The organism is Caballeronia sp. LZ001 (genome assembly GCF_031450875.1).
GTDB lineage: Bacteria > Pseudomonadota > Gammaproteobacteria > Burkholderiales > Burkholderiaceae > Caballeronia.
Map to the genome: position 1 here is coordinate 224,821 of NZ_JARTVX010000006.1, position 14,048 is coordinate 238,868.

The 14,048-nt window shown below is 62.7% G+C and carries 13 protein-coding genes and 1 pseudogene; 9 read left to right on the forward strand and 5 right to left on the reverse strand.

From position 1 onward, the window contains the following. Window positions 1-4: 4 nt before the first annotated feature. The 3 genes from P9292_RS41740 to P9292_RS41750 form a co-directional block, all read right to left on the reverse strand. Window positions 5-994, reverse strand: coding sequence for an ABC transporter permease (locus tag P9292_RS41740; protein WP_309965932.1), 990 nt, complete (start codon window positions 992-994; stop codon window positions 5-7). A gap of 10 nt (window positions 995-1,004) precedes the next feature. Further along, window positions 1,005-2,558, reverse strand: a complete 1,554-nt coding sequence (locus tag P9292_RS41745; protein WP_309965935.1) for an ABC transporter substrate-binding protein — start codon at window positions 2,556-2,558, stop codon at window positions 1,005-1,007. A gap of 206 nt (window positions 2,559-2,764) precedes the next feature. Further along, entirely contained in the window at window positions 2,765-3,628 is an 864-nt protein-coding gene (locus P9292_RS41750) for an NADPH-dependent oxidoreductase (RefSeq protein WP_309965938.1), read from the reverse strand. Between the two features lie 295 nt (window positions 3,629-3,923). On the opposite strand from P9292_RS41750, the gene P9292_RS41755 reads away from it, so the two are divergent. From P9292_RS41755 to P9292_RS41780, 6 genes are all read left to right on the forward strand, one after another. Continuing rightward, window positions 3,924-4,370 (forward strand): hypothetical protein, encoded by a 447-nt coding sequence (locus P9292_RS41755; RefSeq protein WP_309965941.1) that lies wholly within the window; start codon window positions 3,924-3,926, stop codon window positions 4,368-4,370. A 41-nt stretch (window positions 4,371-4,411) separates the two neighbouring features. Continuing rightward, the gene (locus P9292_RS41760) at window positions 4,412-5,080 is read left to right on the forward strand and encodes a sulfate ABC transporter substrate-binding protein (RefSeq protein ID WP_309965944.1); all 669 of its coding nucleotides are present in this window, start codon (window positions 4,412-4,414) and stop codon (window positions 5,078-5,080) included. A gap of 100 nt (window positions 5,081-5,180) precedes the next feature. Then, window positions 5,181-5,453 (forward strand): hypothetical protein, encoded by a 273-nt coding sequence (locus P9292_RS41765; protein WP_309965946.1) that lies wholly within the window; start codon window positions 5,181-5,183, stop codon window positions 5,451-5,453. Then, the gene (locus P9292_RS41770) at window positions 5,450-7,228 is read left to right on the forward strand and encodes a SulP family inorganic anion transporter (protein ID WP_309965949.1); all 1,779 of its coding nucleotides are present in this window, start codon (window positions 5,450-5,452) and stop codon (window positions 7,226-7,228) included. The genes P9292_RS41765 and P9292_RS41770 overlap by 4 nt, the downstream gene beginning before the upstream one ends. A gap of 142 nt (window positions 7,229-7,370) precedes the next feature. Continuing rightward, a complete protein-coding gene (locus P9292_RS41775) occupies window positions 7,371-8,375 on the forward strand; it encodes an LLM class flavin-dependent oxidoreductase (RefSeq protein ID WP_309965952.1) in 1,005 nt (334 codons plus the stop codon). After that, window positions 8,372-9,658: an NtaA/DmoA family FMN-dependent monooxygenase gene (locus P9292_RS41780; RefSeq protein WP_309965955.1), complete on the forward strand. Its 1,287-nt coding sequence runs from the start codon at window positions 8,372-8,374 to the stop codon at window positions 9,656-9,658. The genes P9292_RS41775 and P9292_RS41780 overlap by 4 nt, the downstream gene beginning before the upstream one ends. A gap of 64 nt (window positions 9,659-9,722) precedes the next feature. Here the strand turns inward: P9292_RS41780 and P9292_RS41785 are convergent, their stop codons facing one another. Then, complete coding sequence (locus P9292_RS41785; RefSeq protein WP_309965958.1) at window positions 9,723-10,991, reverse strand: acyl-CoA dehydrogenase family protein; 1,269 nt, start codon at window positions 10,989-10,991, stop codon at window positions 9,723-9,725. Between the two features lie 35 nt (window positions 10,992-11,026). Then, a pseudogene (locus P9292_RS41790) lies at window positions 11,027-11,341 on the reverse strand (nitrilotriacetate monooxygenase); the annotation flags it as partial. Window positions 11,342-11,611: 270 nt separating this feature from the next. Here P9292_RS41790 and P9292_RS41795 point away from each other — a divergent pair. The 3 genes from P9292_RS41795 (at window position 11,612) to P9292_RS41805 (ending at window position 13,943) form a co-directional block, all read left to right on the forward strand. Then, window positions 11,612-12,421 (forward strand): ABC transporter substrate-binding protein, encoded by an 810-nt coding sequence (locus P9292_RS41795; protein WP_309966506.1) that lies wholly within the window; start codon window positions 11,612-11,614, stop codon window positions 12,419-12,421. A 68-nt stretch (window positions 12,422-12,489) separates the two neighbouring features. Continuing rightward, window positions 12,490-13,221, forward strand: a complete 732-nt coding sequence (locus P9292_RS41800) for an amino acid ABC transporter permease (RefSeq protein WP_309965961.1) — start codon at window positions 12,490-12,492, stop codon at window positions 13,219-13,221. Beyond that, window positions 13,218-13,943 (forward strand): amino acid ABC transporter permease, encoded by a 726-nt coding sequence (locus P9292_RS41805; protein ID WP_309965964.1) that lies wholly within the window; start codon window positions 13,218-13,220, stop codon window positions 13,941-13,943. Before P9292_RS41800 ends, P9292_RS41805 begins: the two co-directional genes overlap by 4 nt. Window positions 13,944-14,048: the final 105 nt, after the last annotated feature.

Sequence of the window (14,048 nt, forward strand, 5' to 3'; positions counted from 1 at the left end):
GATGTCAGATGCCTCGTTGGGCCGCGGGCTTCAGTCTGTTCAGGATGGCATTGACGAGCAGATTGAACACCAGGACCAGGATGATCGAGAAGATGAGCGCGCCCTGCACTACGGGCACGTCGCCTTGCTGTGCGGCCGAGGCCGTGAAGATGCCATAGCCGGGAAGATGAAAGATCGACTCGGTGATGACCGCGCCGCCCAGCAGGATCGGAAACTTCATGCCCAGCACCGTCAGCGCCGGGCCGACACCGTTTCGCAAAACCTGAGTGCGCATAATCTCCCCCTCGGTCAGGCCGCGTAGCCGCGCACCGGTCACGTAGTTCGACTGATACGCGCCGACCAGTCCGGTACGCAATTGCCGGGCGATATCCGCGACGGTATCGAGACTCAGCGCGGAGGCAGGCAGCGTGATCCGCGCGAGCCATGCCGACGGATTCTGGTCGAACGGCACGTAGCCGCCGGAAGGAAACAGGCGAAATCCCACCGCGAATACCGCGATCAGCAGAATGCCGACCACGAAACTTGGCACTGCCGACACTACCGACGTCACCGCCGTGATGCCCCGGTCGATCCATGTGCCGCGATTGAGCGCCGCGCTCAGTCCGAGTACCGTGCCCAGCACCACCGCGATGATCAGCGCGAAAAACGTGATCGACAGGCTGACGGGCGCTTTCTGCCAGAGCATCTCCGAGACGCTTTGCGAATCCTTCCACGAGACGCCCAGATCGCCATGAAAAATCGCCGACAGCCAGTGCAGATACTGGACGAGGATCGGTTCCTTCAATCCCCATTTCTGCTCGATGCGTGCGATGAGTTCTGGCGTCGCATCTTCACCGGCAACGAAAGCCAGTGGTGTGATGCCGCTGAGCGCGCGCAGCAGGAATGTGATGAGCGTGGCGAACAGAAACACCGGCACCGAAATGGCGAGAATGCGCGCCAGCGCGGTCACGACGCGCCAGGCCGGCTGAGGGTTCGAAAACGTGCGATCACTCATGGCCGCGTGCTCAATTCGTCTGGTTGCCGAGCGTGACGCCTTCCCAGCGGATCTGGCCTTGTCCGCCGGCCAGCACTGAAATGCCATCGCCCTTGATGAACGTCCACGGAATCTCATACAGATAGTGATTGGGGTTCTGCAATACGCCGATCCGAACGGTACGGTTCAGGACGGTTTGATAGTTCGGCGAATCGAGCGGCGTGGTGCGCAGTTGTGAGAGTGCATCGAGAAACTCCTGGCTGGCGTTCGGCGCACTGCCGTTCATGATGCCGCGCGGACCGTAGAAGACCATCAGCGCCTGCACCGGCGACTCGCGGCCCGTGGACGTATCCTGAGTGAGCACGAAGTCCTTGTCGTACAGCTTGATCTGATTGCCCTTGCCCTCGGGCACCACGCGAATCTTCACGTTCACGCCGACTTTCTTCAGTTGCGCCTGCACCAGTTCCGCGAATTGCGAGCTGTCGCCGATCTGCGTGAACTCGATATTCAGCGCGCCTTCCTTGTAACCGGCTTCGGCCAGCAGCGATCTGGCCTTGTCCGGATCGTAGGACCATGTGTTCGCGATCGACTGATCGAACTGCGGATAGCGGGCCGGAAAGGGCTGATTGATTGCGGTGCCAACGCCGAAGTTCAGCACCTTGACGAATTCCTGCCGATCGAAGGCGTGGCGGAAGGCTTCGAGTACCTTCGGGTTGCCCTTGAACGGTGCGCGATTCGCGTTGATGGAAATGTCGGCGACCTGGCCGGTGGTGGTGTATTCGACCTTGAGTCCTGCAGCTTCGCCAGCCTTCGCTTGTGCGGGTTGCGCGAATACGACGTTATAGACGCCGGTCTGAACGGCGGACACCGTGGATGCCGGATCGGCCTTTGGATAAATCTCGAAGCGGTCGATATGAATCTCGCTGGCGCGCCAGTAATTCGGGTTCTTCTCGAAGGTGGTGTGATCGTCGGGAATCGACTCGACGACACGGAACGGACCCGCGCCGACCGGAAACACTTCGAGCCGCTTCTGGTCCTTCGCCGCCGCGGTCGGACTCGCGACATAACCGACACGGCCCGCGAGCAGCAGCGGCACCTGATAGTCGGCCTGACTTAGCTTGAACAGCACGTTGCGATCGTCCACCGCCACGACCTCGTCGATGGTCTTGAGCAACTCGGACGAGCGCGCATCCTTCTGCGTTTTGGAGCGCACGAAGTAGTCGACGACCGCCTTGGCATTGACTGGCGTACCGTCGGAGAACTTGAGATTGGGGCGCAGCGTGAACGTGACCTGTGTGCCGTCGGCGTTGTATTTCCAGCTTTCTGCCAGTCCCGGTTGCGGATGTCCGTTCTTGTCGATTTCGGTCAGGCCTTCGTAGGCCAGTTCCAGCCCGAAGATATCCCAGCCGATCTGCGATGTCACCGGGTCCCATGATGTCGGCAGCCCGATGGCCCATTTAACCGTCTTCGGCTTGTTGGCAATGGCCTTGCTTTTTTCACTGAAACCAAACGATACCGCGATGACGGCCACCACGGCCACGCCCGCAATAGCTCCCCATAAAGCCTTTGTGCTTTTCCTGGTCACGATAATCCTGATGCGCGAATTGAGAGATTCGAGGCGAACCGATGCGAGGCGGGAGCCCACGTCGCATCATTCTGTTTAAATAAGGAAAGCTAATGAAGATCGAAGCTATCGACCCGGCGAGCGCGTCGATATCAGGCCATCATATTTTATTAAGCAGGTCCCGAGAACGAACGAATTCGAATAAGCTTACGTTCGTGAAAGCGGTCCTATCGTAGTTCGAAGCCGAGGGTCTGCAGCGCTTCACGCAAGCGATCGCGGCCGTGCAGCGATTCCCGCGTGCGCCAGCGTTCGATCGAGCGCTGCGTCCACGGTATTGCGGACTGTCCCTGTTGTACCTGAAATTCGGCAAGCAGCGCATCGTAACGGGAAATGCCATCGAACTGCGCCGCGGCTTCGTACTGCTCGCGATGCAGTACCACCGACTGAGGCAAGCGCGGCTTGACCTGAGAGGCATCGTTCGAATCGGCATGGCCAACGCACATCCCGAACACGGGCAGCACGTGCGGGGGCAGGGCGAGTTCTTCCGCCACCTGCTCGGGCGCGTTACGGATCGCACCGATATACACCGAGCCCAGCCCGAGCGATTCGAGCGCCACCACCGCGTTCTGTGCGGCCAGCGCGGCATCGATGACACCGACGAGCAAGGTCTCGAGATAGTGCAGGCCCTCGGGCTGAACATCGGCGCGAGCGGCCACGGCTTCAAGACGAGCGAGGTCGGCGAGCCAGACAAGCAGCAGCGGCGCCGCACGAACATGGTGCTGATTTCCGGCCAGCACCGACAGACGCACCTTGCGTGCAGGGTCTTCGACGGGGATCACGCTCCAGGTTTGCAGGTTCGAAGAACTGGGTGCCGATTGCGCAGCAGCGATCAGTGTTTCGAGCGTGCCGGCCGGCAGCGCGCGGTCATCGTAAGTCCGCACCGAACGATGCGACAGCAGCGTTTCGAGCGTCGCATTCCACTCGGGCAATGTCGCTGGCGGATACGAACCATAGCGCGTGTGAAGCGACTTGCGTGCGCTATCGGCATCGAGGCTCGCCGGAGCGCGTGAGGGTGTGGTCTGCTCGGTCATGATCTCTGTGCGGGTGACGGGCGCGAGCGAATCCCGGGCCCTCGGCTGCGTTACAGCAAGCACATTAATGGAGTCCGTCATTCCTTAGAACGAATGGATCGTCCGATCCTTATCAGCATCGAAGCCACGCATGGCTGCTATTAAGTTGCACGAACGTCCGTGACGCACGGCGGCGCGCGGCGCAGCGTTTGCGAAGCGCGGAATATGCATTCTCGGAACGCTCGGTTGGCCGGCGCGAAGCGCGCTGCTAGATTGTGCGCAAGGTCATCAAACGGTCATGCCGGAGCGCGTCGGGATGCAGTCAGACAAATCACTCGCGACGGAAATCGATTCGCCCGATCAGGCCGACGATCCGTCACGCGCGGATCAGACCAGCGCTTCCACGTTTATGACAGCGCTGATCGTGTTCGGACTGGCGGCGTTGATCATCTGCGCGGAAACCGAATTCCGGCATCAGGGAGCGCCGCCGGGCAATTCGCTGTGGAGCCATCGCGTGGTGATTCGCCAGGGCCTCGACATTGCCGATGCGCGCCGTATCGTGCACAAGGAAGCCGGGGATCGCACCGGCGGTTTTGTGCTGGCGGCGGGCGATGACTGCCTCTACCTCGATGACGCCAATTGGGTATCGCACGAACCGGTGAGCGGCGATGTCCTTGTGCCGGTTTTCTGTCCTGCTCACGGTGCCGGATGGGCATCGCTGGCCTTCCTCGAAAAGAATCGCGCGCCGTTCAACCATCAATAGCGTCGCGCTTGTCCTGTTGCGCGTGCTTATCCGGAGGCATCATGCGACGCCCGTCTTTGCTCAACCTTGCGGCAGTCGTGGGCGTGATCGTCGCCGTGGCGCTGATCGGCATGCGCAAAGTGCATGGCGGCGCGGCATCGCATCGTCTGCTCAATGTTTCCTACGATCCGACCGTCGAGTTGTATGAGCGCCTGAATGCGCAGTTCGTCGATCGTTACCGGCGCGAAAACGGTGCGCAAATCGGCATTACGCAGTCGCACGGCGGTTCGTCGCGGCAGGCGCGCACGGTCATCGACGGTGAACAGCAGGCCGATGTGGTGACGCTCGGCCTCTACTCCGATGTGGATGCGCTCAGCAAGCAGGGGTTGATCGCACCGCACTGGGCGGACCGCTTGCCGCATCATTCGCAGCCGTATTACTCGACCATCGTGTTCGTGGTTCGCAAAGGCAATCCGAAGCATATTCGGGACTGGCCGGATCTCGTCGGGCCGGGGGGCGAAGTCGTGACGCCGGATCCGCGCACCTCGGGCAACGGCAAGCTGAGCGTGTTCGCGGCGTGGGGCGCAGTCGTCACGCGCGGCGGCGACGAGCATTCGGCGCGCGACTACCTGCACGCGCTGCTGGAACACACCGTGAGACTCGACCCGGGCGCGCGCCGCGCCGCCAGCACGTTCACGGTCGAAAAGCTGGGCGATGTGCAACTCGCCTAAGAAAACGAAGCCTTGCGGGAAGTCCGGGACAACGCTGCCGAACTCGAAGTCGTCTATCCGCCGGTGAGTATTCTCGCGGAGCCTTACGTTGCGTGGGTCGATGCCAACGTCGCTCGCCATCACACTGAACGCGAGGCGCAGGCCTATCTCTCCTTTCTGTTTTTCCGACGATGCGCAACGCATCATCGCGCAGGCCGGCTATCGTCCTTATGACCCGCGTTTCGCGGCCTCGTCCGCGCCGCTGACGCTGTTTCGGGTGACCGCCATTGCCCGTGACTGGGACGACGCGAATCACCGTTTTTTCGATGAAAACGGCATCCTGGACAGCGTATCCCGATCAGCGAGCACCGCCACGAACGGAAATCGATCATGACACGAACCGCCTTGCGCTACGACTGGCCGACCGGGCGACGCGATCTGCTGGCGGCGCTGACCGTCGCGGCGATCTCTCTGCCGCACGGCATGGCTTACGCTTTGATCGCGGGTGTCGATCCCCGCTTCGGCCTCTACTCGGCGGTGGTGGTGACGCTGGTGGCATCGCTGCTCGGTTCGTCGTCGCATCTCATCAACGGGCCGACCAGCGCGATCTCGCTGGTGGTATTCAGCGCGCTCGCCTTTCTCGATCCGAACAACACCGCCGATGTCTACGAAGCGTTGTTCCTGCTCGGCGTGATGGTCGGCATCGTGCAGATCGGCATTGCGGTGTTTCGGCTCGGCGATCTCACGCGGTACATCTCGGAGTCGGTCATCATCGGCTTCATGGCGGGCGCGGCGGCGTTGCTGGCGATCGGTCAGATCGGCAATGCGCTCGGCGTGCGCGAGAAAGGCAACGGTCATCAGCACGTGCTCGAACGACTGTGGCTCACGCTGGCGCACGGCGATCCGGTCAACCAGAAGGCACTGGCGGTCAGCGCCGCCTCCATCGTGCTGGCGCTGGTGTTGCGTCGCGTGGCGCGCCGCTACCGGCTGCCGCAGCTGGACATGTTCGTCACGCTGATCGTGATCTCCGCACTTGCGTACGCTCTTGGCTGGGCGAAGACCGGGGTCGATGGACGCGCGCCGATCGCGGTGATCGGTGCGCTGAAAGCGGGCCTGCCGTCGCCGCATATCCCGGAAATTCAGTGGAGCTGGCTCGGGCAGTTGTCGTGGAGCGCAGTGGCCATCGCGTTCCTCGGATTGCTTGAGGCGCTTTCCATCGCCAAGTCCATCGCTCATGAAACCCGCCAGCCGCTCGATTACAACCGGCAATGTCTGGCCGAAGGCGTGGCGAATCAGATCGGCGGGTTCTTCCGCTGCTTGCCGGGCTCGGGATCGCTTTCGCGTTCCGCGATCAACTATCAGGCTGGGGCCGCCACGCGCATGTCGGGGGTGCTGACGGCCTTGATCGTTGCCGTCACCGTGCTGATTCTCGCGCCGCTGACACGGTATATACCGAAGGCCGCGCTGGCGGGTCTGCTGTTCGTCACGGCGCTCAGATTGATCGATGTGAAAAGGCTGCGCTACACCTTGCGCGCGTCGCGCTATGACGCGCGACTGGTCGTCATCACCGCCTTGTCCGCGCTGCTGATCGGTGTGGAGTTTTCCATTCTGATCGGCGTCGCATTATCGATCTTGCTGTTCGTGCCGCGTGCCGCACGGCTGAAGGTCTACGAACTGGTCGTAAGCGGTGAGGGCGTGGTGCGCGAGCGCCTTCCCGACGACCCGCCGTGCAGCGCCGTGGCTGTATGGGATTTCGAAGGCGAGTTCTTTTTTGGCGCGGCGCCGGACCTGGACCGCTACCTGGAGCGTCTCAGAACGCGCCTGCTGATTCAGCAGAGCCGCTACCTCGTGCTGCGTCTGAAACGAGTCCGCAATCCGGATGTCGTCTGCATCGAGCGACTGGAGCATTTTCTGCGCGATGCTCAACGCGATGGGCTGGTCGTGTTGCTCGCCGGTCTGAGGCCCGAATTTCTCCACTTGCTCAAACGCCTCAACTTCACGGACTGGTATCCGGCGGACCGGTTCTTTCCGGAAGAGGATGAAACCTGGTCGGCTACCGTGCGGGCCGTGCGCCGCGCTTACGCCTTGCTCGGCGACGGCAACGTCTGCCCGCATTGCATCGGACGCGCGGATGCGGCGCGCCCGGCCGAACTCTACTACCTGGTGTGAACGCTCTTCAGTCAGAGACGCCACGAGGCGGAATATCGATGTTCCGAACGCTCGTTTTGCGGGTGTCGTGACGGCTGATAGATTGTCCGGACGCATCGTTTTTTTGACCGATCGCTTTAGACCAATCCAGGGGAGAGTCAGCTTGTCCGCGCCATTGAACTTCGGAATCGAACTACCCGGAAGCGAACTGCTGAACGCGCTCAGTCCACATGGAGCGAGCGATCTCGGTCGCGCGCTCGATGCCAGCGGCGCAGACTATGCCGTGCTCGGCGGCGAGCGCGACGGCGAGGTGCCTTTGGCATCACCGAGTCCGACCTTAACCGGCGCGTTGCTGGCACGTCATTCGCAGTGCGTCGGCTGGGTGGTGGCCGCTTCGCCGCAGCGAGATCATCCGTTCAACATTGCGCGGCGCACGGCATCGCTCGATCATTTCAGCGCGGGCCGCGCGGGTTGGCTGGCGCTTCGCCGGGACCGGGCGGCCGAACTCGGACTGGGCGCGAAAAGCGTGTGGACCCACGCGCCCGCCGATGCATCGACACTCGCCGATGCCGTTCTCGCGGTACGCAAGCTATGGCGAAGCTGGCCGCGCGAATCGCTCGATGCCGATCACGCCGTGGCGCTCCAAGCGCCGGTGCGCATTGCCGGCCACGAGGGCGTTTTCCCGACCCGCGGACCCTTGAACAGTCCCACCACGCCGCAAGGCGAACCCGTGGTGTTCTGGCGATGGCACGCCGTCGCGCCCGTCGCAAAGGAACTCGCAGCGCTGCGCAGCGCCGATGTCGTTCACGTCGATGCGGACGCGCTCGACGCTTTCCTTCACACGTCCGCCGACGTGCTCGATCGCGCCGATGCATCCGGTGAACCCATCCGCATCCATGTGCGCACAGTCTGGCGCGACACGCTCGAAGCGCAACTGAGCCGATGGCGCGCGTATCCCCACGTGACGGGCATCACCTTGCTGCCGCGCGCGGGCGAACTGCGCGCATGGTTTGCCGATGGACGCATCGCGCGCCTGGCGCAAGCGTCCGCCGACCGCAGCGAGCAAGCCATCACGCTTCGTGCGCGTCTCGGGATCGCGCGCCGTATCGAACCCGATCTGAGCGGCAATCCGCTCGCTTTCGAAACCGCGAAAAAGGTCGCCGCATGAGTCAGCAGTCATCGCGCCACGTCATTCTCAACGTCAATGTGCTCGACTTCGGCGTATCGGCCGCGGCCTTCGAGTATTCGGGCTTACCCGCCGATTCGGTCACCTCGGCCGTTTACCATGCGCAGATCGGCCGCATCGCCGAACGCGGCAAGCTCGATGCGTTCTTTCTCGCCGACAGTCCCGCGTTGCCGCACGATCCACGCGGCCGTGGCGCACGGGCGCTGGAGCCGTCGCTGATCCTGACGGCGGTGGCGGATGCAACGCGTCATCTCGGGGTCATCGGTACGCTGTCGACCACCTACAACGATCCCGTGGAACTGGCCGAGCGGTTGCTGACGCTCGACCATGTCAGCGGCGGCCGCGCCGCATGGAACGCAGTGACCACCTATAGTCCCGCCGTCAGCCCGAACTTCGGTCTCTCCGATAACCCCGAGCGTGAGCTGCGCTATCGCCGCGCCAACGAGTTTGTCGATGTCGTGCTGGGTCTCTGGCGCGGCGCAATCGATGGAACCACAGTCGAGCATCACGGCGAGTTCTTCGATGTTCATGGACGACTGGCGCTCGGTGCGTCGCCGCAGGGACATCCGCTGGTGGTGCAGGCGGGCGGCTCGCCGCAGGGACGGCAACTGGCGGGCCGGTCGGCGAACGCGGTGTTTGCCGCCGAACTGGACCTCGAGGCCGCGCTGGAGCACTACGAGCAGGTCAAGGCAGCAGCGGTTTCGGCAGGCCGCCGGCGCGAAGACATTGCGATCTTGCCGGGACTGATCACGATCATCGGCAGCACGCGGGAAGAAGCCTACTCGCGCGAGGCGCGGCTGAGCGAACTGGCGGGCGGCCGGCACGAGGTCGGCGCGCTCAGTGCGCGGCTCGGTTACGACCTGTCGCGACTCGGCTACGACGAGCGGATTCCCGCCGAGGCTTATGCCGATCTGCCCGATCCGCAGCTGTTCAAGGCGTCGCTGGGCTTTCGGGAATCGATCGTGCGCGTGTTGCGCAAGCGCTCCTATACGGTGCGGGAGCTGGTGGCGGAATTCGGTCACAGCACGCACAAGCGTTTCGTCGGCACACCGGAGGAAATCGCCGGATTTATCGAAACGTGGTTCCGTGCCGGGGCGGCAGACGGCTTCAATCTGATGCCCGATGTATTTCCCGACGGTCTCGACGTATTCGTCGATGAAGTGGTGCCGCTGTTGCGCAAGCGCGGCCTGTTTCGGCACGAGTATGAAGACGATACCCTGCGCGAGCGGTGGGGTGTGGCTCAGCCGACGCGTATCGCCGCCTGAGTACGGAGTCAACGGAAGGGGCCGGGTTGACCGGCCCGCTTACACGACAACGTCGCCGTCGACCTCAACCGTTACCCACGCGATACGACGCCGGCGGCACCGTGCCGTTCACGACATATGCGCCGACCTGCCGTTCCCGATACACACGCGGATTGTGCGACGAGATGGTGCGGGCATTCCGCCAGTAGCGATCGAGTCCGGCCGTGCGCAGCGTCGCGGACGCGCCGAGGGCATCGAACAGATCGGTGCTCGCATCGAGCACCAGCCGCGTAATCACCGAGACGGACTGATCGACTTCCACATGAGCGAGTGCGTTGGCGTGTTCGCGTTGAGCGGCGTCGGCATCGGTATCGAGATGCGTCTGGTAGCTGCGTTGCAGGGCTTTTGCGGCATGCAGCGCGATCGCGCCGGCTGAATAGGCCGCACCGTGCACGCGGCCCACCACCTGAAGGATCTGCGGATCGTCGGCGACGCGCGCGGCGTTGCCATGACTGTAGACACGATCGCGTTGCTGGACCCGGCGTGCCACATCGTCGGCCAGCGCACGGCCGATTCCCGCCAGCGATGCCAGATGCACGAGCTGGTAGAAGGGCACGGCGTAAGGGAAGCGCGCGGCGCTGGGGCGGACCCATTCGGGCTCCACGGTGACGTTCTCGAATATGGCCGTGCCGCTGGCGGTGAGCGCCTGACCGAAGCCGTCCCAGTCGTCTACCACCTCGACGCCGGGGGCCGTGCGCGGCACCTGCAGAAAAACCGTTTCTTCGCCGTCCTGTGCCGCGACGGCCACCCAGTCCGCAAACAGCGAGCCGGTGGTGTAAAACTTCTTGCCGTTGAGCCTCAGCCCCTGCGGCGTGCGCGAGAGCACGGTGGCGAACGTGCCGACCTTGGCCGTGCCGGCCTCCGAGAGTCCCGCGCCGATGAGCGCTCCCTGCGCGAGCAGGCCGAGCCAATGCGCCTGCCATTCCTTCTCGTGCGCCGTCAGCACGTCTTCGACGAAACCCAGATGCGCTCGCACCGCATTGACCACGTTGGTATCGGCGGCGCCGAGTTCGATCAGCAATCCGAACAACTCGGGCAGCGTCGCGCCGACGCCGCCCTGATCGCGGGGCAGTCGCAGACGTGTGACGCCGGCTTCACGCAGCCACTCGATTTCATCGTGCGGCAGACGATGTTCCAGATCGCGTTCGACGGCGCTGTCGCGAATGCGTGCGAACAGCGGGCGAAAGCGGTTCGCCAGTTCTTCGTAGCGTTCGCTGGGCGGCGCGCCCCACGCGGACAGCGGATTGTCGATCGCCTGTACGTCGAGTGCCGGCGGCAGCGTTGCTTGCGTCATGATGGTTCGATCCTTTCAAAAATGTCGATACGGGTTCAGGCGGTCGCGGCGCTTGCGTGAGCGGGACGTTTGAGTCCGAGATGCTCGCGCAACGTGTGGCTGCTGTATTCGTTGCGAAAGAGGCCGCGGCGGCGCAGTTCGGGCAGCACCAGGTCGATGAATTCGGCCAGCCCGCCGGGGAACCACGGGGCCATGATGTTGAAGCCGTCCGCGCCGCCTTCCTCGAACCATTGCTGCAACTGGTCTGCAATGCTCGCGGGCGTGCCGATTACCTGCTGATGCCCCCGCGCCCCGGCGATGCGCAGATAAAGCTGGCGGATACTCAGTTTGTCGCGCCGCGCGAAGTCGGCGGTTGAGCGCCGAGCTTAATGATCACTTGCCGGGTTGCTAACCAATATTTGCTGCATTGCATATTCATGGAGGTCATAACATGGCGGCCCGAATAGAGCACGTAAAGCGCGCTTCCCAAATCTCCTTCTCCGCTTTCGACCTGACTAAATCTTCGTTCCTTTGCCTTCGATGCACCGATAAAGTGCGGCTCTCGCCATGCGCGGTCGTCGTTCGACGGCGTGCCGGCAACATACAAAAGGACCGATATGAGGATCAAAACCTGGGGCGTGATGCTTCCGGCATTGCTGAGCGTGCTGCTTGCAACGGCATCGAATGCGGCGCACGCCGACCGTCTCGACGACATCAAGAAAGCCGGCGTATTGCGGGTCGCCGCATTCGACAGCAACCCGCCGTTCGGCTTCGTCGATCCGAAGAACAATCAGATCGTCGGCCTCGATGTGGATTATGCGAACGCGGTCGCCAAAAGTCTGGGCGTGAAGCTCGAAGTGCAGCCGACCAATCCGGCCAATCGCATCGCGTTTCTGAAGTCGGGCAAGGTCGATCTGGTGTTCGCCAATTTCACCATTACCGACGAGCGCAAGAAGGAAGTCGATTTCAGCACGCCGTACTTCGCATCCGGCACGCAGTTCATTGCGAAGAAGGGCGTGCTGAAGTCGCCGGATCAGCTGAACTCGCTGCGCATCGGCGCGGACAAGGGCACCACCAACGAGCAGCAGGTACGTGCAAAGTTTCCGAGCGCGACCATCGTCGCTTATGACGACACGCCGTTCGCGTTCGCCGCTCTGCGCACGGGCAACGTACAGGCGATCACGCAGGACGGACCGAAGCTCGTGGCGCTGCTGGCACGCGTGCCGGACAAAGCCAACTACGAGATTCCCGCCTTCACCATCTCCAACGACTATGAAGGCGTGGGCGTACCGAAGGGCGAAACGCGCCTGCTCGATGCCGTCAATGCCACGCTGACGAAGTTGGAAGCCGACGGTCAGGCTGCCCGAATCTACGATGCCTGGTTCGGTCCGAAAAGCGCCGCGCCCTTGCCGCGTCTCTACAAGATCGGCGACCCGCAAAAGAGCAGTTAAGCCGCCGATTCATCCTTCCATTGCCCGCGCCTCGCTCGTTCGAGGCGCGGGCTTTCTGCGTTTTCGTTATGGCCGACTGGCTTGAACCCAAGTACTTTGCATGGCTCGAACAGGGCTTCGTTATCACGCTGGCCTTGTCTGCGTGTGCTGCATTGTGTGCGACCTTGCTCGGTTTGATAATGGCTGTCGCGCGTACGGCACGACATGCCGCCATCGCACGAATGGCTGCGCTTTATGTGTTCGTCTTCCGTAACTCGCCGCTGTTGGTGCAACTGTTGTTCTGGTACTTCGGCGCGGCCGCACTGTTGCCGTCCGACTGGATGACGTGGCTCAACACGCCGCATGCAATCGGTTTAGGTCCGCTGAGTCTGCGATGGCCGAGCTTCGAACTGTTCGCGGGATGGATCGGCCTGACGTGTTATACGAGCGCGTTCATCGGTGAGGAATTCCGTGCCGGCCTGCGCGGCGTGAGCCACGCGCAGGAGCAGGCTGCCGCCGCGCTCGGCATGGGCCGCTATACGGCGTTGCGCTATGTGATCCTGCCGCAGGCGCTGCGTATCGCGACACCGCCGCTCGCGGGGCAATACATGAACCTCGTGAAGAACTCGTCGCTGACCATGGCGATCGGCGTCGGCGAACTGTCGTATATGTCGCGTCAGGTCGATACCGAAACCTTCAAGACGTTCCAGGCATTCGGCACCGCCACCGTGTTCTATGTGCTGACCATCGCGCTGATCGAAGTGGCGCTGGTGGTCTGGCAGCGCACCGGCACGCGCGCTTTGCAGCGGGGTCACGCATGATCGGTATCGATACGGTGCGCTATCTGCTGATCGGCGCGTTTCCGGCGGGACCGCTCGGCGGCGTGGCGTTGACTATTGTGCTGGCCATCACATCGGCGCTGCTCGCGGCGATGATCGGGCTGGCAGGCGGCATTGCGCTGGCCATGACCCGCGGCATCGCGCATCTTTCGCTGACGGCGCTGGTCGCATTCTTTCGGGCGATTCCCGTGCTGATGCTGATCTTCTGGACCTTCTTCCTGATGCCCATTTTGCTGCACGTGAATGTGCCGGGTCTTGCCACCGTCATTTGCGCACTGGCGCTGATCGGCGGCGCATATCTGTCGCATTCGGTACAGACGGGCATCGTGTCGATCGGAGAAGGGCAGCGGCAAGCGGCGTTGTCGCTGGGCCTCACGAAGTGGCAGGCGCTGCGTCATGTGATCCTGCCGCAAGCCGTGAGCGTGATGATGCCTTCGTTCGTAAATCAATGGGTCTCGGTGGTGAAGGACACGTCGCTTGCGTATATCGTCGGCGTGCCCGAGTTCACGTTTCTCGCCAACCAGCTCAATAATCGTTTGATGGTGTATCCCGCGCAGATTTTCCTGATCGTCGGTCTCGTCTATCTGCTGCTGTGCGGGGCCTTGCAGTGGTCGGCAAGCCGCTTGCTGAGGCGGCACGCCGGGGTCCCGCAACGCGGCGCGCAACCTCAGAACGTAGGACATCCGCACGCGGTCCGTAAATAACGCATTGGACGAAGCATTCGAGCGGAGTGGTGAAAAGCGTCATCGATCAATCGTTCATACGCTTGCTAAAAATGCTTCGTTGCGAAGCACTGCTGCCCGATGGTC